This is a genomic window from Micromonospora sp. MP36, assembly GCF_008119785.1.
In the GTDB taxonomy this organism is placed as follows: domain Bacteria; phylum Actinomycetota; class Actinomycetes; order Mycobacteriales; family Micromonosporaceae; genus Micromonospora.
Map to the genome: position 1 here is coordinate 79,054 of NZ_VSFA01000018.1, position 19,356 is coordinate 98,409.

Annotated in this window: 13 protein-coding genes; 8 read left to right on the forward strand and 5 right to left on the reverse strand. The window is 70.5% G+C overall.

The genetic code is table 11. From position 1 onward, the window contains the following. The first annotated feature begins 133 nt into the window (after nucleotides 1–133). The 5 genes from FXF52_RS16145 to FXF52_RS16170 all read left to right on the forward strand — a co-directional run bounded on the left by FXF52_RS16145 (nucleotide 134) and on the right by FXF52_RS16170 (nucleotide 7,794). Nucleotides 134–1,012 (forward strand): SIS domain-containing protein, encoded by an 879-nt coding sequence (locus FXF52_RS16145; protein WP_148797726.1) that lies wholly within the window; start codon nucleotides 134–136, stop codon nucleotides 1,010–1,012. Nucleotides 1,013–1,055: 43 nt separating this feature from the next. Then, on the forward strand, nucleotides 1,056–1,970 hold the full coding sequence (locus tag FXF52_RS16150) for a 1-phosphofructokinase family hexose kinase (RefSeq protein ID WP_148797727.1): 915 nt from the start codon (nucleotides 1,056–1,058) through the stop codon (nucleotides 1,968–1,970). Beyond that, a complete protein-coding gene (locus FXF52_RS16155; RefSeq protein WP_148797728.1) occupies nucleotides 1,970–2,860 on the forward strand; it encodes a class II fructose-bisphosphate aldolase in 891 nt (296 codons plus the stop codon). Before FXF52_RS16150 ends, FXF52_RS16155 begins: the two co-directional genes overlap by 1 nt. 160 nt (nucleotides 2,861–3,020) lie before the next feature. Beyond that, on the forward strand, nucleotides 3,021–3,809 hold the full coding sequence (locus FXF52_RS16165; protein ID WP_148797729.1) for a DeoR/GlpR family DNA-binding transcription regulator: 789 nt from the start codon (nucleotides 3,021–3,023) through the stop codon (nucleotides 3,807–3,809). 238 nt (nucleotides 3,810–4,047) lie between these two features. Beyond that, nucleotides 4,048–7,794 (forward strand): NPCBM/NEW2 domain-containing protein, encoded by a 3,747-nt coding sequence (locus FXF52_RS16170; RefSeq protein ID WP_187413527.1) that lies wholly within the window; start codon nucleotides 4,048–4,050, stop codon nucleotides 7,792–7,794. A 111-nt stretch (nucleotides 7,795–7,905) separates the two neighbouring features. Here FXF52_RS16170 and FXF52_RS16175 read toward each other — a convergent pair whose 3' ends face one another. Further along, a complete protein-coding gene (locus FXF52_RS16175) occupies nucleotides 7,906–8,385 on the reverse strand; it encodes a hypothetical protein (RefSeq protein WP_148797730.1) in 480 nt (159 codons plus the stop codon). Between the two features lie 171 nt (nucleotides 8,386–8,556). Between FXF52_RS16175 and FXF52_RS16180 the strand changes: the two genes are divergently transcribed. Beyond that, nucleotides 8,557–8,988, forward strand: a complete 432-nt coding sequence (locus FXF52_RS16180; RefSeq protein WP_148797731.1) for a hypothetical protein — start codon at nucleotides 8,557–8,559, stop codon at nucleotides 8,986–8,988. A 9-nt stretch (nucleotides 8,989–8,997) separates the two neighbouring features. Here FXF52_RS16180 and FXF52_RS16185 read toward each other — a convergent pair whose 3' ends face one another. Both FXF52_RS16185 and FXF52_RS16190 read right to left on the reverse strand, forming a co-directional pair. Then, nucleotides 8,998–10,422, reverse strand: a complete 1,425-nt coding sequence (locus FXF52_RS16185) for an ATP-binding protein (protein WP_148797732.1) — start codon at nucleotides 10,420–10,422, stop codon at nucleotides 8,998–9,000. Next, nucleotides 10,419–12,077 carry an FAD-dependent oxidoreductase gene (locus FXF52_RS16190; protein WP_148797733.1) on the reverse strand — a complete coding sequence of 553 codons (1,659 nt, stop codon included), beginning with the start codon at nucleotides 12,075–12,077 and terminating at the stop codon, nucleotides 10,419–10,421. Before FXF52_RS16190 ends, FXF52_RS16185 begins: the two co-directional genes overlap by 4 nt. 129 nt (nucleotides 12,078–12,206) lie before the next feature. Between FXF52_RS16190 and FXF52_RS16195 the strand changes: the two genes are divergently transcribed. Beyond that, nucleotides 12,207–12,614, forward strand: a complete 408-nt coding sequence (locus FXF52_RS16195; protein WP_255472018.1) for a Fur family transcriptional regulator — start codon at nucleotides 12,207–12,209, stop codon at nucleotides 12,612–12,614. A gap of 34 nt (nucleotides 12,615–12,648) precedes the next feature. After that, nucleotides 12,649–14,865: a catalase/peroxidase HPI gene (katG, locus tag FXF52_RS16200; RefSeq protein ID WP_148797735.1), complete on the forward strand. Its 2,217-nt coding sequence runs from the start codon at nucleotides 12,649–12,651 to the stop codon at nucleotides 14,863–14,865. Nucleotides 14,866–15,021: 156 nt separating this feature from the next. Here the strand turns inward: katG and FXF52_RS16205 are convergent, their stop codons facing one another. Both FXF52_RS16205 and FXF52_RS16210 read right to left on the reverse strand, forming a co-directional pair. Then, nucleotides 15,022–17,373 (reverse strand): family 20 glycosylhydrolase, encoded by a 2,352-nt coding sequence (locus tag FXF52_RS16205; RefSeq protein ID WP_148797736.1) that lies wholly within the window; start codon nucleotides 17,371–17,373, stop codon nucleotides 15,022–15,024. A gap of 427 nt (nucleotides 17,374–17,800) precedes the next feature. Further along, a complete protein-coding gene (locus tag FXF52_RS16210; protein WP_222870543.1) occupies nucleotides 17,801–19,039 on the reverse strand; it encodes an ROK family protein in 1,239 nt (412 codons plus the stop codon). Nucleotides 19,040–19,356 lie beyond the last annotated feature (317 nt).

Sequence of the window (19,356 nt, forward strand, 5' to 3'; positions counted from 1 at the left end):
GACGTCCGCTGATCGTGCGGGACGGCGAGGGACGGATTGCTCAAGAGGCGATCGCCGATTTACGCTCGGATCGCTGCCGAACTGCGCGGTTTCGCGCTCGGATGGTTCGTCGTGAGCAGCAGGTCGGAGTGTCATGACGCACGTCGATGAGGAAATCGCCAGCCAGCCCGACTGCTGGCAACGGGCCATCGCGCTCGCGGGCTCATTCGCCGAGCAGTTGCCGCGCCGCGGCGAGCGGGTCGCCGTCGTCGGCTGCGGCACGTCCTGGTTCATGGCGATGGCGTACGCCGGACTGCGCGAACGAGCCGGTCATGGCGAGACGGACGCGTTCGCGGCGTCGGAGTTCCCGAGGCAGCGCCGCTACGACCGGGTGGTGGTGATCAGCCGTTCCGGCACGACCAGCGAGGTGCTGAACGTCCTGCGCGGCCTCGCCGGCGACACCCGCAGCACCGGCATCATCGGCGACCCTCGGTCTCCGGCTGTGACCCTTGTGGACGACGCGGTCTGCCTACCGTTCGCCGACGAGAAGTCCGTGGTGCAGACCCGGTTCGCCACGACCGCGCTGGCGGTGCTGCGCGCACATCTCGGCGAAGACCTGGACCAGGCGGTCCGCGACGCGACGGCGGCCCTGACGGCACCGCTGCCACTGGACCCCACGGCGCTGGAACAGGTGACGTTCGTCGGCCGGGACTGGACGGTCGGCCTCGCCCACGAGGCGGGGCTCAAGTGCCGGGAGGCCGCCCGCTTTTGGGCGGAGGCGTACCCGGCCATGGACTACCGGCACGGCCCGATCGCCATCGCCGCCCCTGGCCGGGCGGTGTGGGCATTCGGGGACGTGCCGGCAGGGCTGCCGGAGCAGGTGGTGGACACGGGCGCCACGTTCGTCCACTCGGTACGCGACCCGATGGCCGATCTGATTCTCGCGCAGCGGCTGGCCGTCGCGCTGGCCCTGCACAGAGGGCTCGACCCGGACGCGCCGCGCCACCTGACCCGATCGGTGGTCCTGTCGTGACCCGCGACCAGACCGACGGTCCGGTGATCGACAGGCGGCCCGGATGATCCTCACCGTCACGCTGAACGCCGCGCTCGACGTGACGTACCGCGTCTCCGCCCTTGTTCTGGGCGGCACCCACCGAGTCGCCGAGGTGGCCGAGCGGGCGGGCGGCAAGGGTGTCAACGTCGCCCGCGTACTGCGCACCCTGGACGCCCCGGTCGTCGCCACCGGGCTGGCCGGCGGTGCCTGTGGCACCCGGATCCGGTCCCTGTTGACCGCCGAGGGGGTACGGGAGTCGTTCGTGCCGATCGCGGCCGAGTCCCGCCGCACGCTGGTCGTGGCCGAGCCGGACGCGGCGACCGGGTTGTGGGAACCCGGGCCGATGGTCACCCCGGACGAGTGGGCGGCCTTCCTCGGCCGGTTCGCCGACCTGGTCGGCGGCGCGGAGGTGGTGGTGCTCTCCGGCTCCCTCCCACCCGGGGTTCCGCTCGACGCGTACGGCACGCTGATCGGGGCGGCCCGCGACGCCAACGCCCGGACGGTGCTGGACAGCAGCGGTGAGCCGTTGCGCCACGGCCTGAACGCGTGCCCGGATCTCATCAAGCCGAACGCCGAGGAACTCGCCGGCCTCGTCGGGCACGCGCTCGGCGGACCGGCTGCGGCCGCCGACGCGGTACGCGCACTCGAGGCGCGTGCCGTGGTGGCCTCGTTCGGCCCGGAGGGGCTGCTCGCCCGGACCGAACAGGGCAGCTGGCACGCGTTCCTGCCGTATCCCGTCGCCGGCAACCCGACCGGAGCGGGGGATGCCTGCGTCGCCGCGCTGGCCCACGGCATGCTCCACCGTCAGCCCTGGCCGGAACAGCTCGCCGAAGCGGTGGCGCTGTCCGCGGCGGCGGTCCGGGCACCGGTGGCGGGAAGTGTGGACCTGTCCGACTACCGGCGGCTGCGCCGGGCTGTGACCCTCAAGGAGCTGTGATGCCGCTGGTACCGACCGAACAGGTCGTCGCCGCCGGGCCGGTCTGCGCGTTCAACGCGATCAGCCTGGAGCACGCCGAGGCGATCGTCGCCGGTGCGGAGGCCGCGGGGCGACCGGTGATCCTGCAGATCAGCGAGAACGCCGTGCGGTTCCACGACTCTCGGCTCGCCCCGATCGCCGCGGCGACCCGAGCCGTCGCGGCGATGGCGGCTGTCGACGTCGCGCTGCACCTCGACCACGTCGTCTCCCCCGACCTGTGGCGCCAGGCCCCGGAGCACGGGTTCGGCTCGATCATGGTCGACGCGTCGAGGTTGGCGTATCAGGAAAATGTCGCGACGACCCGGGCGGTTGCCGAGTTCGCCCACGCCCGGGGGCTGTGGGTCGAGGCCGAGTTGGGCACGATCGGCGGGAAGGACGGCGAGCCACCGGTGGACCCGCACGCCCCGGGTTCCCGTACCGATCCCGCCGAGGCGGCGTCGTACGTCGCGCAGACCGGGGTGGACGCCCTCGCCGTCGCCGTCGGTTCCACGCACGCCATGACCACCCGCAGCGCCGTACTGGACCACTCCCTGATCGGGCGGCTGCGTGCCGCGGTCGCGGTGCCGCTGGTGCTGCACGGCTCGTCCGGGGTTCCCGACGCGGAGCTGCGTCGGGCCGTCCTCGGCGGAATCATCAAGGTGAACATCGGTACGGCGCTGAACGTGGCGTTCACCGACACCGTGCGCGACACCCTGGCCGCGCGCCCCGAGCTCGTCGATCCGCGCCGGTATCTCGCGTCAGCCCGAGGAGCGATGGCCGAGACGGTGACCCGGTTCTGCCGACTCGTGTCCGGCGACGCCACGCCGCAGCCGACGGTGGCCGGACGAGCGCTGGCCGTGACCGAATCATGAGCACTGCGTGGCATTACGTGTTCGCCGCCTCGATCGTTAGCATCGTTCCCGTGGTCATCCTCTTCGCGCTGGTAGAGAAGCGCCTGGCTGCGGGTCTGACGGCGGGAGCCGTGAAATGACCTCGACCGACGCCACGACCGGGGCCGCCGCAGGGAGCGGAATGGCCGATCGCGCTCGCCGGCTGCAGGCTCTGCTGGCGATCCTCGCCGAGCGCGGCGGGCGGCTGTCCGTCCTCGAGGCCGCCACCGCCCTGCAGGTTTCCGAAGCGACCGTCCGCCGTGATTTCACCGCCCTGGCCGAACAGCATCTGGTGACCCGCACCCATGGCGGCATCGTGGCCAGCTCGGTCGCCTACGACCTGCCGGTCCGCTACCGCCACCGCGGCGACCACAGCACCAAGGAACGCATCGCCGCCACCGCCGCCGGGCTCATCGAACCGGGCAGCGTGGTCGGGCTGAACGGCGGCACCACCACCTCGGCCACCGCCCGGCACATCGCCGCGCGGCCCGACCTGACGCAGGCCACCCACCGGCCGGCGCTGACCGTCGTGACGAACGCGCTGAACATCGCCACCGAGATGGTGCTGCGGCCGTCCCTGCGCACCGTCATCCTCGGCGGGGTCGCCCTGCCCCAGTCGTACGAGCTGACCGGCCCGCTGACCAGCATGGTCATGCAGTCCCTGTGGCTGGACACCCTCATCCTCGGCGTCGACGGATTCTCCGTCGAGGGCACGTCGTGCCACGACGAGAGTGAGGCGGGCATCGACGCTCTGATGGTCAGCCGCGCCCGCCACGTGGTCGTCGTGGCCGGCTCCGAGAAGCTCGGCCGCCACTCCTTCGCCAAGATCTGTACCGCGTCTGCCGTCCACACCCTGGTCACCGATGACGCCGCCGACGAGAAAGTCGTGGCTGATCTGCGGGCAGCCGGCGTAACCGTGCTCCTCGCCTGACAGCCGACCGACCAGCACCGACACGCCCGCCGGGTCCACCCGGGGCGTCAAACCCCAGGTCAGCCAGCCACGCCGCAGCGACGCCGCGGCGCGACGACCCCTGCCACAGAGCCGGGCCGTACCCAGCGCCCGGCCTCGGACCGACCAGGGCGAAGCGGCGCAGACACCCTCGTGACAGACGGCGCATCGTGGGATATGAATGTCATGCCTGACCATTCCTGATCGAGATGAGGGGCAAATGCTCATATCTGTTCGCTCGATCCGACGTTCAACTGCCGCCGTCGGCGTCGCGCTGATGCTTGCCGCCAGCGTCCTGGCCAGCAGGCCGGCGATGGCCGCCGAGTCCCGAGAGCTCGGGGCCGTGACCGGCTTCCACGCCGACCGGGCGACCTACACGCTCACCGCAGGCGACGCCCGGGTCCGGGTGGCGTTCCTCACCGACGACGTGTTCCGGATCTGGCTCGCGCCCGACGGACAGTTCACCGACCCGGCCAACACCCCACCCGATGACCCCGCGGCGCCGGACGCCAACATCGTGGTCAAGACCGACTACCCGAACCCGCAGACGTCGTGGTCCGACGCCGGCGGCTACTACTCGCTACGCACCAGCGCCATCGAGGTCCGGGCGTACAAGTCACCGTTGCGTTTCGCGCTGCACCGGGCCGACGGCAGCACGGTGTGGTCGGAGACCCAGCCGCTCCGCTGGACCGACACCACCACGTCGCAGACGCTGGCCCGCGGCGCGACCGAGCAGTTCCTCGGCGGTGGCATGCAGAACGGGCGGTTCAGCCACCGCGGCACCACGATCCAGGTCGCCCGGAACTTCAACTGGGAGGACGGCGGCAACCCGAACTCCTCGCCGTACTACATGAGCTCCGCCGGCTACGGTGTGCTGCGCAACACCTTCGCACCGGGTACGTACGCCTTCAACGACCCCGTGGTGTCCACCCACAACGAGAAGCGCTTCGACGCCTACTACTTCGTCGGTGACTTCAAGACCGCGCTCAACCGGTACACCGAACTCACCGGGCGACCGTTCCTGCCGCCGATCTACGGCCTCGAATACGGCGACTCGGACTGCTACAACCGCGGCCACTACGGAGTGGACCCCGACCCGGGCAACAACGGGAAGAACCACCCCGACAAGCAGACCACGCCGGACGCGGTGAAGATCGCGCAGAAGTTCGTCGACAACGACATGCCGGGTGGCTGGATGCTGGTCAATGACGACTACGGCTGCGGCTACTCCGACGACCTGGGCTACGAACTCGTCGACGGCACGTACTGGGGCAAGCGAGAAATCAGCCCGCTGCGGCAGACCGGTGACGAGCTGCGCAACCGCAACATCGAGATGGGGCTGTGGACCCAGTCCGCGCTCGACCGGCAGCCCGCAGAGGTCGGTGAGGCTGGTGTCCGAGTCCGCAAGCTGGACGTCGCCTGGGTCGGCCCGGGCTACCGGCACGCGCTCACCGCCTGCGACACCGCCCACGAGGGCATCGAGCAGTACAGCAACGCCCGCGGGTACGCCTGGATGGTCGAGGGCTGGGCCGGCGCGCAGCGCTGCGCCGTGCAGTGGACCGGCGACCACAGCGGCACCCTCGACGCGATCCGCTGGCAGATCCCGGCGATCCACGGATCCGGCAACTCCGGCATCGCCTACACCGCCGGCGACGTCGACGGAATCTTCGGTGGCTCCCCCCGAAGCTACGTGCGGGACATGCAGTGGAAGGTCTTCACGCCGGCACTCATGACGATGAGCGGCTGGGCCACCCCGGCGGTCAAGCAACCATGGGCGTACGGTGAGCCGTACACCTCGATCAACCGCCGGTACCTGAAGCTACGCGAACGGCTCCTGCCGTTCTTCTACTCGTACGCCGCCGAGGCCCACCGCACCGGCACGCCGATCAACCGGTCACTGCCGATCGAGTACCCGAGCGACCCGACAACGTACACCGACGCCGCCAGGTACGAATTTCTCGCCGGTCGAGAATTCCTCGTCGCCCCGATGTGGGGCGGGGACGAAACCAAGAACGGCATCTACCTGCCGGCCGGCACCTGGGTCGACTACTGGACCGGCCAGATCCACCGCGGGCCCACCACACTGAACGGCTACCACGCCCCGCTCGACACGCTGCCGCTGTTCGTCAAGGCCGGCGCCGTGGTGCCGATGTGGAAGGCCGGCATCAACCGGCACGCCGAGCAGGCACCGGGCGACCGGCTGACGCTCGACGTCTACCCCCAAGGCAGCTCGTCGTTCCTGCTCTACGAGGACGACCGGGTCACCCGCGAGCACCGCACCGGCAGGTCGGCGACCCAGCGGTTCGACGTCACAGCGCCGGTCGACGACCGCGGCGACGTCGTCCTCACCATCGGCGCGAGCATCGGCTCATACACCGGCAAGCCCACCCAGCGGCCCTACGAGGTGACCGCGCACACCAGCACCAAGCCGCAGGTGGTCAAGGTCGGCGACCAGCCGCTGCGAGAACTGACCGACAAGGCGGCGTACGACGCGGCAACCACCGGCTGGTACTACGCGCCCGGCGACCGCGCCGGCGTGGTGTGGGTGAAGACCCCCGCGATCTCCACCAGCGCCAGCGCCACGGTCACCCTCGCCGGCACCAGCTCGGTGGGCGGCGCCAAGCCGACCGACACGCTCGGCACGGTCGAACTGACCGGCCCCCAGCTGTGGAACCCGCCGGGCCAGCCGACCGAGCTCACCGCAACCTTCCGTAACGACGGCACGCACGCGATGACGAACGTGCGACTGTCCCTCGCCCCGCCGGACGGCTGGACATCGAGCGGCCACGCCGACTTCCCGCGTGTCGAACCCGGCGAGACCGTCACCGCGCCGCTGAGCGTCACACCGGGACCCGGCATCCGGCCGGCCCCGTACACGCTCCAGCTTGACGCCGCCTACACCGCCCGGAACACGCCGCACCGCACCAGCGCCGTCACCACAGCGGAGCTGCCCTACGCCTCGATATCCGCCGCGGCGAACGTGGTCGGCATCACCGACGCCCAGACATTCGCCAAGGGCAACTTCGACGGCGCCGGCAACAGCTTCCACGGCGAGGCGCTGGCCGCCGCGGGATTCCGCCCCGGCGCGACGGTCACCGTCAACGGGGTCGAATTCGGCCTGCCGACCGGCGCGCCCGGCACCCCGAACGTGGCGAAGGACATCACCGCACCGATCCTGGTGACCGGAACCGGCAGCCACCTCCACCTGCTCGGTGCCGGCGCCAGCCTGAACGCCCGCGGAACCGTGACCGTCCTCTACACCGACGGCACCCAGTCCCAGCACACGCTGCAGTTGCCGAACTGGTGCTGCCAGGATCCGGCCACCGGCGGAGCCAAGCCCGCGGTCACGGTCAAGGGTCGCTACACCCCGGCTGGCCTGGCCAACACCACGACGGACTACCGGGTGTCCTACCAGGCGCTCCCACTCACGCCCGGCAAGACGGTCCGCGCGATCCGCCTGCCGGGTGGTCCGCTCGGGTTCTTCGCCGCCACCGTGGCGGACAAGCCGTTGCCGCCGGCGCCGAAGGGCGAGGCGTGGGTCAGTGACCTGGAATGGATCGATTCGACGAACGGCTGGGGCCCCGTCGAGCGGGACCGCAGCAACGGCGAGAGCGCCGCCGGCGACGGCAACCCGATCACCCTGAACAGGGTCAGCTACGCCAAGGGCCTCGGCGCCCACGCAGCCTCATCGGTCAAGGTCAACCTCGACGGCCGGTGCACCCGGTTCACGGCGAAGGTGGGCGTGGACGACGAGATGGCCGACCGCGGCTCTGTCGCCTTCCACGTGCTGGTCGACGGTACGACGAAGTACGACTCACCGGTCCTGACCGGGACCGCCGAGACCGTGAGCGTCGATGTCGACGTGACCGCGGGGAAGGTGCTCGACCTACTGATCACCGACGGCGGCGACGGCGTCGGCAGCGACCACGGCGACTGGGCCGAGGCCAAACTGTCCTGCAACCCGTAAGCCGACGGGGCCGTTCCGCGGGTTGATTCCGCTACGGCGCCGGCACCACGTTCCACTCGGCACGTGTTGCCGGCGCCGTAGTCGGCTCGCTCGCGCGAGCCTTAACAGGCCCTAGATGCGGACCGCAGGTGCTGGCCGCCGGAAACGCCGCCAGATCGAACTGGCTTTCAGCACGCCGTGGGCGACGCCGACGTAGACCGCAGTGGGGCCAAGCACAGCGACCACGCCGCCCAGGCACGCCAACAATGTGCCGACGACCGGTACGTCGGTTGCTACTGCCACGACGGCCACGTAGCTCGTGGCCAGCACGGCGGCGACGGCGAACGCGATCAGCAACTTCAGGGGAAGACGCCCGCTTTTCGTGGCAACCTCGCCGACCAGGCCGGCTGGCACGAACAGCAGCGGCACCAGGGCGGCGCCCACGCCGCCGGCAAGCAGCACCAGCAGTGGACCCGCGAGCGGACCACCCGGATCCGCATCGGCCATCACCGCGAACGCGAGCAGTACGACGTATATGACGGCCCCCTGCACGACGAACACCAACCAGGCGGCAGCCGCCCCAGCAAGGTGCCGGGCGATCTTTCCGATCATGACGCCTCCTCGCACAACGCTTAGGAGGCTATGCCACGCCGCGTCTTCCTGCGGCCCGGCGCAGGGGAGCATGAATGCGTGGGCCGTCCGATCACCCGCGCACCGTCCCCAAACGGGGACCCGTGGGGCCGGTACGATCCGCCCACCGGCTCGCCGAGGAGACTTCTGTTGATGGACGTGGTCGAGACACTGTTGCGTCTAGCCAGCTCGGATGACTACTCGGAGCGGGCGCGTGCCGGCACCGAGTTGAGCCGGTTCGCTGGATCGGGGGCCGTCGACCAGGTGCTGCTGAAGCTCTTGCTGGATGACGACAACACCTTTCCCGTTCAGGAAACTGCGGAAGCCCTGATCAAGCGCGGCGACAGAGCAGCGCTCCGTCCGTTCGCTGCGGCCTGGCACATAGCTGACTCAGCGCAGGGCAACACTCACTTGACCGAGATCGCTGACTACCTTTATGGCGCCATCAGTTACGGCCGCTGGCTTGACTCGACTGATCCTCAGCGCGCCGGCCTCAGAACGGTGCTTGCGGCACTGCTCGATGACCAGGACCGGGCGGTCCGCAAGGGCGCCGACAGCCTGCTCGCCACGCTCCCAACGCGATAGGTCAACGCATTAGGCCGAGGCCATCGGCAGCAGCACGATGAACCGGGTGTCGCCGGGCTGCGACTGCACCCGGATGTCACCGTGGTGTTTGTTCACGATGATCCGGTAGGAGATGTCCAACCCCAGGCCGGTGCCCTCGCCGACCGGCTTGGTGGTGTAGAACGGTTCGAAGATCCGCGGCCGGATCTCCGGCGGGATACCGCTGCCGGTGTCGCGGACCTCCACGATCAGCCGGTCCTCCTTGCGGCCGGTCCGGATGGTCAGTGTGCCGGTTCCGCCCATCGCGCCGAGCGCGTTGTCGATGAGGTTGGTCCAGACCTGGTTCAGCTCGGCGGCGTACGCCGGGATGGCGGGCAGGGTCTCGTCGTACTCCTTCACCACCTGCACCCCGGACGGGATCTTGGCCTGGAGCATGACCAGGGTGGCGTCGAGCAGGTCGTGGACGTCCACGGTCTGGTAGGGCGCCCGGTCCAGCTGGGAGTACTGCTTCGCGGCGCCGACGAGCCCGGAGATCCGGCCGACCGCGTCGTCGATCTCGCCCATCAACAGTTCGGTGTCGATGGTGTACGTGATCCAGTGGATCGCCGACTCCAGGTCGTCGGCCCCGACCGCGGCGTCGACCTGGCTCAGCCACCCCGCGTCGATGCCGCCGGCGACCAGCGTCGGGGCGATCTCCCAGGCCCCGCGGACACCGTGGTCGTCGAGCCAGTCGGCGAGCTCGTCCTCGGCGTCGCTGGCGGCCAGCGGGGTCAGCGGCGGCGCGGCGCCGGCCCGCTTCACCGCCTCCTCCTGCAGGGCGACGAGGTCGTGCAGGCGCCGGCCGTCGAGCCGACCGTCGGCGATCAGGGCGAGCTTGTGACGCATCTTCGCGACCCGGCCGCGCAGTGCGGAGGTGGCCCGGACGGCGGCCGCCGCCGGGTTGTTGAGCTCGTGGGTCAGCCCCGCCGAGAGCGCGCCCAACGCCAGCAGCCGTTCCCGTTCGCCGACGATGGTCTGTGTGTTGCGCATCCCGATGAACAGCCCCTCTAGGAGGTGGGTGGCCATCGGGAACCAGGCCCGCATCGCCTCGGCGATGATCTCGGCGGGCAGCGCGAAGACCTCGCAGTCGGTCACCGCGAAGAGGCTGTTTGCGTATTGCTGCTCGGCCAGGTCACCGATGTACGCCTGCATCGCGCCGCCGTACACGCCGCGCTGGCTGGTACGGCTCACCTCGACGTCGTCGCCCTGCACCCGCCGGCGCATCGCTACCGTGCCGCTGAGCAGCACGTAGAAGCAGCTCGCCGGCTCGCCCTCGACGTACACGGCGTCGCCGGCGCGGCGCTGTTCGACCCGGCCGTGTTCGGACAGGTGCGCCAGTTGGTGCGGGGTGAGCGCCTCGAAGAGGAAGAGGCTCCGCAGCTCGTCGGGGGTGAGCCGGCCGTCTGCCGTGGTCACTGTGCCTCCAGGTAGCGGTGCACGAGCGACACCGCCATCGCGCCCTCGCCGACGGCCGAGGCGACCCGCTTCACCGATTCGGCCCGCACGTCACCGGCGGCGAAGACGCCGGGCATGCTGGACTCCAGGTGGTACGGGTCGCGCGGCAGGGTCCAGCCGGGCGGCCGCCGGCCGCCTCTGGTCAGGTCGGGGCCGGTGAGGACGAACCCGCGCGGGTCGCGGGCGACGGCCCCGTCGAGCCAGTCGGTGCGGGGCTCCGCGCCGATGAACACGAACAGCCACGAGGTGTCGACCTGGCGGACCTCGCCGCTGCGGATGTCGCGCAGGGTCACCTGCTCGAGGTGCTCCTGGCCGGCTCCGGCGGCCACCTCCGTGTGGGGGTGGACCTCGATGTTGTCGATCCGCGCGATCTGCTCGATCAGGTAGCTGGACATCGACCGGGTCAGGTCGGCGCCGCGGATCAGCAGGTGCACCCGCCGGGCGTACCGGGAGAAGTGCACGGCGGCCTGGCCGGCGGAGTTCGCCCCGCCCACGATGTAGACGTCCTGCCCGGAGCAGCTCGGCGCCTCACTCGCCACGGAGCCGTAGAAGCAGCCGCGGCCGGTCAGCTCCGCCAGGCCGGGTGCCGGGAGCATCCGGTACGAGACGCCGGTGGCGAGCACGACCGTGTGGGTGGCGATGCTGCTGCCGTCGGCGAACCGCAGCACCCGCGCCGCCCCGGCGTCCTCCAGGGCCACCACCTCGCGGGCGGTGAGCAGTTCGCTGCCGAAGCGCAGCGCCTGCCGACGTGCCCGGTCGGTCAGCTGGGCGCCGGAGACGCCGTCGGGGAAGCCGAGGTAGTTCTCGATCCGGCTGCTCTGCCCGGCCTGGCCGCCGGTGGCCCGCCGCTCGACCAGCACGGTCCGCAGCCCCTCGGAGGCGCCGTAGACGGCGGCGCCGAGCCCGGCCGGGCCGGCCCCGACGACCACCAGGTCGTAGAAGTCCGCGGCGGGCGCCGTGGTCAGCCCCACGTGCGCGGCCAGGTCGGCCTCGGTCGGCTGCACCAGCGACTTGCCCTCGGTCGTGACGATCAGGGGTACGTCGTTCGCGGTCACCCCTGCCGCCGCCAGCAGCTCGGCGCCCTCGGGCTCGTCGGCGAGCACCCAGCGGAACGGCACGAGGTTGCGGGCCAGGAAGTCGCGCGCCTTGAAGGACGGAGCCGACCAGCGGTGCCCGACCACGCGCAGGTCGGTGGTGGGCGCCGTAGCGGTGGCCAGCCAGGCCTCCAGCAGCGAGTCCAGCACCGGATAGAGCTTCTCCTCCGGCGGGTGCCACGGCTTGAGCAGGTAGTGGTCGAGGTCGACGACGTTGATCGCGTTGATCGCGGCGTCGGTGTCGGCGTACGCGGTCAGCAGGACCCGACGGGCGGCCGGGAAGAGATCCATGGCGGCCTCGAGGAACTCGATGCCGTTCATCTGGGGCATCCGGTAGTCCGCGATCAGCACGGCGACCTGCTCCCCGCGCAGTTTCAGCTCGCGGAGCGCCTCCAGCGCCGCCTCGGCGGAGTCGGCCCGCACCACGCGGTAGCGGTCGCCGTAGCGGCGGCGGATGTCGCGGGCGACCGCCCGGGAGACGGCCGGGTCGTCGTCGACGGTGAGGATCGCGGGGTTGGGCATGCCGTCAACTAAAGCACCCCTCGCGAGGTGGGTCCGAGCGGGAAGCCGCGCGACGCCGTGTTCTGGATGCAATCAAGAACAAAGCGGAGCATACTGCGCAACGTGGCCACGATTCCGGACTTCGAGCGCATGCTGCGCGGCGCCGCGCTCCGGGTGACCCGTCCACGGCTGGCGGTGCTGAGCGCGGTGCACGCGCATCCACATGCCGACACCGCGTCGATCTTCGGCGCCGTACGCAGGGCACTTCCCGAGGTGTCCCACCAGGCCGTGTACGACGTGCTGCACGCGCTCACCGCCGCGGGGCTGGTGCGGCGTATCCAGCCCGCCGGCTCCGTGGCGCGCTACGAGTCGCGGGTCGGGGACAACCACCACCACGTGGTGTGCCGGTCGTGTGGCGCCATCGCCGACGTCGACTGCGCCGTCGGCGAGGCGCCCTGCCTGACCGCGTCCGACAACCGGGGCTTCTCGGTCGACGAGGCCGAGGTCACCTACTGGGGTGTTTGTCCCGAGTGTCTCGCGGCACCAGCAGCCAGTTGACAGAACGAGTCATCAAGACGGGAGAAGGAGCGACGTGTCTGACAAGAAGGCCGCGACGGAGAGTGTCAGCGAAAGCGAGAACCCAGCAATCCCCTCCCCCACTCCCAAGCCGATCCGGCGACCCAGAACCAACCAGGACTGGTGGCCGAATCAGCTGAACCTGCAGGTTCTCCACCAGCACGCGCGGCGGGTCACTCCGATGAGTGAGGACTTCGACTACGCGGAGGAGTTCAAGAAGCTCGACGTCGAGGCGTTGAAGCGGGACGTCTTCGAGGTGATGACGACGTCGCAGGACTGGTGGCCGGCCGACTACGGCCACTACGGGCCGCTGTTCATCCGGATGACCTGGCACTCCGCTGGCACGTACCGGATCGAGGACGGCCGCGGCGGTGGCGGCGACGGCGCCCAGCGGTTCGCCCCGCTCAACAGCTGGCCCGACAACGCGAACCTCGACAAGGCGCGCCGGCTGCTCTGGCCGGTCAAGCAGAAGTACGGTCGGAGGATCTCCTGGGCCGACCTGCTGGTCTTCGCCGGCAACTGCGCCCTGGAGTCGATGGGGTTCAAGACGTTCGGCTTCGGCTTCGGCCGGGAGGACGTCTGGGAGCCCGAGGAGATCTTCTGGGGGCCGGAGGACACCTGGCTCGGCGACGAGCGCTACAGCGGCGACCGGGAGCTCGCCGGCCCGCTCGGCGCCGTGCAGATGGGGCTGATCTACGTGAACCCGGAGGGCCCCAACGGCACTCCGGATCCGCTGGCCGCCGCCCGGGACATCCGGGAGACCTTCGGGCGGATGGCGATGAACGACGAGGAGACGGTGGCGCTCATCGCCGGCGGCCACACGTTCGGCAAGACCCACGGCGCAGGCCCGGCCGAGTACGTCGGCCCGGAACCCGAGGGCGCCCCGCTCGAGCAGCAGGGCCTGGGCTGGAAGAACAGCTTCGGCATCGGCAAGGGCGGGGACACGATCACCAGCGGGCTCGAGGGAGCCTGGACACCCACCCCGATCACGTGGGACAACAGCTTCTTCGAGACCCTCTTCGGCCACGAGTGGGAACTGACCGAGAGCCCGGCCGGCGCGAAGCAGTGGCGGCCGAAGGGCGGCGCCGCGGCGGACGCCGTACCGGGCGCCCACGACCCCGCGGTCAGGTACGCCCCGATGATGGCGACGACCGACCTCGCGCTACGGGTCGACCCGATCTACGAGCCGATCTCGCGGCGGTTCATGGCGAACCCGGACCAGTTCGCGGACGCGTTCGCCAAGGCGTGGTACAAGCTGCTGCACCGCGACATGGGACCCGTTTCGCGCTACCTCGGCCCCTGGGTTCCGGAGCCGCAGCTGTGGCAGGACCCCGTCCCGCCGGTCGACCACGAGCTGATCGGCGCCGACGACATCGCCGCCCTCAAGCGCACGGTCCTGGCCTCGGGGCTGTCCGTCTCGCAGCTGGTCGCGACCGCCTGGGCGTCGGCGGCCAGTTTCCGCGGCACCGACATGCGCGGCGGCGCCAACGGGGCGCGGGTCCGCCTCGAGCCGCAGAAGAACTGGGAGGTCAACGAGCCGGCCCAGCTCGCCACGGTGCTGCAGCGGCTGGAGCAGATCCAGCGGGAGTTCAACGACTCGCAGTCCGGCGGGAAGAAGGTGTCCCTCGCCGACCTGATCGTCCTCGGCGGGTGCGCGGCCGTCGAGCAGGCGGCCAGGAACGCCGGGCATGAGGTCACGGTCCCGTTCTCGCCCGGACGCACGGACGCATCGCAGGAGCAGACCGACGTCGAGTCGTTCGCCGTGCTCGAACCCAAGGCGGACGGATTCCGCAACTACCTGCGAGCGGGACAGAAGCTGTCGCCGGAGACCCTGCTGCTGGACCGGGCCAACCTGTTGACGCTGACCGCTCCCGAGATGACGGTCCTGATCGGCGGCATGCGGGTGTTGAACGCCAACGTGGGACAGGCACGGCACGGCGTCTTCACCGACCGGCCCGAGACGTTGACGACCGACTTCTTCCGGAACCTGCTCGACATCAGCACGGAGTGGAAGGCCTCCGCCTCGGCCGAGAACGTGTACGAGGGCCGGGAACGCGCCACGGGCGAGGTCAGGTGGACGGCCACCGCCGTCGACCTCGTCTTCGGCGCGAACTCTCAGCTCCGAGGCATCGCGGAGGTCTACGGCAGCGCCGACGGGCAGGAGAAGTTCGTCCAGGACTTCATCGCGGCCTGGGTCAAGGTCATGAACCTGGACCGCTACGACCTCGCCTGATGGGCAGCGGGGCCCGGTCCGGCGAGGAGCCAGCCGGGCCCCGTGTCCGTTCGAGCCGGCGACGGAGTCGGGATCGTCCTCGTTCCGATGGGTTTGGTGCCCACAGCACAGGGGGCATGCCTGGTGGGCATGCCCCCTGAACGCTCCGGTGGCCTGTCAGCGCATGTCGACGCCGATCTCGGCGGCCGACGCCCACGGGCCGCCGTTGATCTCGGTCAGCGCGACGAGGCGCACGTACCGGGCGTCGCGTTCGGCGAACGGCGTCCACTTCTCGCCGCTACCCGGGGCGAAGGTGCCGCTGGCGACGGGGCTGCCCCAGGTGGCGCCGTCGGTGCTGAGGTAGACCTCGAACCGACTGATGGTGCCGTTGACGCCGCTCTGCCGGGGCAGATAGCGGAAGGCGCAGACGGCGTCGGTACGGCCGAGGTCGACCTGGATCTCGTGCGGGTAGCCGGCCCGGGGGGTGCTGTACCGGGTGTGCCAGATGGTGTCGACGTTGCCGTCGATGGCGTTCGCCGCCGCACCGTTCTCCGCCGCGGTCTCCTCGCTGTCCGCGTGAACGACGGCCGTCGGCGTGGTGGCGTGGGGCGCGCAGGACAGCCGCAGTGCCGCCTGGTACCGCACTTCGCCGGTGCTGCCGTCCGGCGCCTGCCAGGTGACGCTGGTCCGCGAGCGGCTGTCCCGCGCCCCCGCGGCGTCCGGGAAGGTCACTGCGTACGTCACCTGCCGGCTCTTCCCCGCGGGCAACCGCGGCAGCGTAGCGCCGCCGGTCGCTACCGCGCTGGCGCCATCGATATCCAGATCCACGACGACGTCGCTGAGCAGAGCATTGCTGCGGTTGGTGACCGTCACCGTGACCGTTGCGGTGCCGTCCTCGGCGTAGACGACCTGCTCGTCCGTCGCGACCGTCACCGGCGCGGGCTCACCCCATGCCACCTCTGGGGACCGGTAGTAGTTCACCGACATCACGTCCCAGCGGGGCCCGTGCGCGCCCAGCCGCACTCGATACTCGTCCCACGAGCGCCCCTGTGCGCTGGACCAGCCACGCTCGGCGACCCCGGGGATCCGGGGAAACGCCAGGAACTCGACGTCGTCGATATCCTCGACCGTCTCGCCCCACAGCGGCGCCTCGACGCCCCGGATCCGTGCGGGGTCGAGGCCGCTGACGAAGCTGCCCGGGTCCCACTCGTAGTTGTCGCGCACTGTGGTGTAGCCGGCCCAGCTCAGGCCGAGCGGGGTGCTCGCGTCGTACTTCATGTCCAGGTAGACCTTCTGAGCCGGGGACATCACCACGTCCAGGCCCTTCTCGGCGGCCTGTCGGGCCTCCGCGGCGGTCCACCAGTACTGCGCCATCGAGGGCGACTCGACATCGGCCGCGCTGATCTCCTCCCAGCCGAGCATCGCCTTGCCGTGCCGGTTGACGATGTCCTCGACCCGGTTGATGAAGCGTACGTAATCGTCGTGCGGGGTGACGTGCGCCTCGTCGCCGCCGATGTGGATGTACCGGCCCGGGGTCATGGCAGCGAGTTCACCGATGACGTCGTCGAGGAAGTCGTACGTGACCGGCTTGTCGATGCAGAGCGAGCTGAAACCGACGCTGGTGCCGGTGTACAGCGGCGGTGCTACGCCGTCGCAGTTGAGTTGCGCGTAGGACGCCAGGGCCGCGTTGGTGTGTCCCGGCATGTCGATCTCCGGCACGACCGTGATGTAGCGCTGCGCGGCGTACGCGACGATGTCGCGGTACTCGTCCTTGGTGTAGTAGCCGCCGGGCCCGCCGCCGACCTCGGTGCTGCCGCCGTAGGTGGCCAGCCTGGGCCAACTGTCGATCTGGATCCGCCATCCCTGGTCGTCGGCCAGGTGCAGGTGCAGCGTGTTCATCTTGTAGAGAGCCAGCAGGTCGATGTACCGCTTGACCTCGGCCGGGGTCAGGAAGTGCCGGGCCGGGTCGAGCATCGCCGACCGCCAGCCGAAGCGAGGCTGGTCCACCACGTGCACTGCGGGGATCGTCCAGGGTCCCGGCTGCTGGGCGACCGCCTCGATGGTGGCCGGCAGCAGCTGGCGCAGCGTCTGCACGCCGTGGAAGAGCCCCTCGGCCGTGCCGGCCCGAAGCAGGACGCGGCCGGGCGTGACGTCGAGCCGGTACCCTTCCCGGCCGAGGTCGGGGTCGTCGTCGAGGTGCAGCGCGATCGCCCCGGCCTCGGCGGTGGCCGTCTCGTCGGAGACGGGCAGCGGGTAGCCGGTCGACGGCCGCAGCAGGCCGGCCAGGTAGTTGCCCACGGCCCGCGCGTCGTCCGAGCCGTGCGTGACGACCTGGGTGGACGGCGCCAACGCGAACGACTGGCCGGGCACGACGGTCAGGGACGTCGGCTCGGGGATCACCGCCGGTACGGTGACCGAGGCCCGGCCCGGTTGGCTCGCCGTCACCGCGGTGGCCGGCAGCACGGCGGCTCCGGTGGTCGCCAAACCCAGCGCGGCTCCGGTGAGCAGTGTCAGGAATCTGTGTGGCATCGGACCTCCTCGTTGCAGGCAGGTGTTTTCACCACATCGCACGGTGGGCCGAGCCTCGTCCGGCTCGGCCGGGCTGACGACACCGCAGGCAGTCGGGAGCGGAGCGGTCATCCGGTGCACGGCGGATGATGCGGGGACTCCGACGCGGCGCGTCTCGTCGGGCTTTGAACGTTTGTGATTGATCTGCTGCCAGACTAGGCAGATTCAGTCATCTAGCGCAATATTTAAATGTGACGAAACATGGGGCGCTCGAACTGGCCGGCTGCTTTCCGGCCTCGGAGCTACCCACCGGAACGCCCGGCGAGCAGCCCGAACCGACCAGCGCCACGCCCCGGAAGCCGGCTGACCAGCGACACCGCACCGCCGACCGGTACAAGATCTTCGATCTCGGCGTTGGCCGATCCTGTCCGCCGGTGCGGTGCCCGCTTCACGCGACGGTCAGTCTGCTCCGCCACACCTCGTCCAGGGCCATCCGGAGCGCTCCGGTGAGCACCGTCTCCTCCGCCAGCCCGGACAGCTCGACATTCAGCGAGGTAAGCGTGAGGCGGTCGAGATGGCGCGCCACGGCGTCCCGCAAGACGCTGCCGGCCCGGGCGATGCCCCCGCTGATGACCATCGTGTGCGGGGACAGCACCAGGACGCAGGGAGCGATCGCCTGGGCGAAGACGAAGGCGATGCGATCCACGACGTGGTGTGCGCACAGGTCACCGTCCGCGGCAGCCCTGAAGACCGTGGCGGGGTCGGTCGAAAGGGAGCCAAGGCTCGACTCCGGGTGCTCGGCGGCGTACCGACGGGCGAGATCGGTGATCGCCTCGGCCCCGATCGCACGCTCCAATGGCCCTCGGCCGTCCCCGGTGTCGTCGGGCAGGTCGCCGACGGGGCGGATGAAGCCAATCTCACCGGCCGCCCCCGCACCTCGATGCAGCCGCCCGTCGATGACGACTCCGGCACCGAGCCGCTCGCCCCAGTGGACCGCGAGCAGGGTGCCCGAGCCGGTGTGTTCGTGGGCCACCGCGAGCGCGGCCAGGTTGGCGTCGTTGTCAACCATCACCGGGCACGTGAAGCGTTGACGCATGCGGTCGACGAGGTCGATCGCCGACCAGCCGGGCACGCTCGGCGCGAACAGCACGCGGCCGCTGGTCGCTTCGACGATGCCGGGGGTCGCCGCGGTGACCGCGGCGATCTGGTCGGCGGACACCACGGCCGCCGACAATGCCTCGCTGATTGCCTCGTCCACCACTTCGAGCAGCTGACGTGCACCGGGACGGCGGACGGTTCGGTGGACCACGCCGAGACGTTCGCCGGCGAGGTCTGCGACACCGGCGGCGACGGTGTGCGGCCCGACGTCGAGCCCGAGGACCGGGGCTGCCCGGCCGTTCAGGGAAAATCGTGTCGCCGGTCGACCCACCGCGGACGGTTCCGGTGCGTGCTGCTGTAGCCAGCCGGCCGCCAGCAGGTCCTCCACCGCCTGAGTGACCGTCGGACGGGTCAGGGCGGTCATCCGGGTGAGTTCGGCCAGTCGGACGGGATCGGGTGCGGACTGCCGGAACGCGTCCAGCACCGCGGCACGGTTGATCCTGCGCAGCACCGGCGTCCCGGCCGGCCGTCCGTCCTTCATCCCGCCCCCAAGCCCGTCATCCTCAACCTCGACGTTGACGTCCGTCATTACGTCTTGACGGTGCGCTCGCCATAGGGCGAGGATATTTTGCAGTGACTTTACGAAAGAACTTTGAATAACGCCCACCCATGCTTTGCCCCCGCTTGGAGGTGGCCGCCCAATGACCCCCAATCAAGGAGTGCAAAGGTCTGTCCGCACCAGACTGCCAAGTCGATGGCGGCGAGATCGACGGCGGCCAGCCCGTGTGGTGGTGCTCGCCGTCCTACTCGCGTTGGTTGGTGCTCCGCTCGCGGCCCCGCCTGCTGTGGCGGCCGGAGTACCGGCGCCGTCGCACCAGCCGGGGGTCGACAAACCGGCCGCCCAGG

Bases quoted from the DNA above. Each gene is read 5' to 3' on its own strand.
- FXF52_RS16145 (WP_148797726.1), top strand. From the start codon at position 134: ATGACGCACGTCGATGAGGAAATCGCCAGCCAGCCCGACTGCTGGCAA.
- FXF52_RS16150 (WP_148797727.1), top strand. From the start codon at position 1,056: ATGATCCTCACCGTCACGCTGAACGCCGCGCTCGACGTGACGTACCGC.
- FXF52_RS16155 (WP_148797728.1), top strand. From the start codon at position 1,970: ATGCCGCTGGTACCGACCGAACAGGTCGTCGCCGCCGGGCCGGTCTGC.
- FXF52_RS16165 (WP_148797729.1), top strand. From the start codon at position 3,021: ATGGCCGATCGCGCTCGCCGGCTGCAGGCTCTGCTGGCGATCCTCGCC.
- FXF52_RS16170 (WP_187413527.1), top strand. From the start codon at position 4,048: ATGCTCATATCTGTTCGCTCGATCCGACGTTCAACTGCCGCCGTCGGC.
- FXF52_RS16175 (WP_148797730.1), bottom strand. From the start codon at position 8,385: ATGATCGGAAAGATCGCCCGGCACCTTGCTGGGGCGGCTGCCGCCTGG.
- FXF52_RS16180 (WP_148797731.1), top strand. From the start codon at position 8,557: ATGGACGTGGTCGAGACACTGTTGCGTCTAGCCAGCTCGGATGACTAC.
- FXF52_RS16190 (WP_148797733.1), bottom strand. From the start codon at position 12,077: ATGCCCAACCCCGCGATCCTCACCGTCGACGACGACCCGGCCGTCTCC.
- FXF52_RS16195 (WP_255472018.1), top strand. From the start codon at position 12,207: ATGCTGCGCGGCGCCGCGCTCCGGGTGACCCGTCCACGGCTGGCGGTG.
- FXF52_RS16205 (WP_148797736.1), bottom strand. From the start codon at position 17,373: ATGCCACACAGATTCCTGACACTGCTCACCGGAGCCGCGCTGGGTTTG.
- FXF52_RS16210 (WP_222870543.1), bottom strand. From the start codon at position 19,039: ATGACGGACGTCAACGTCGAGGTTGAGGATGACGGGCTTGGGGGCGGG.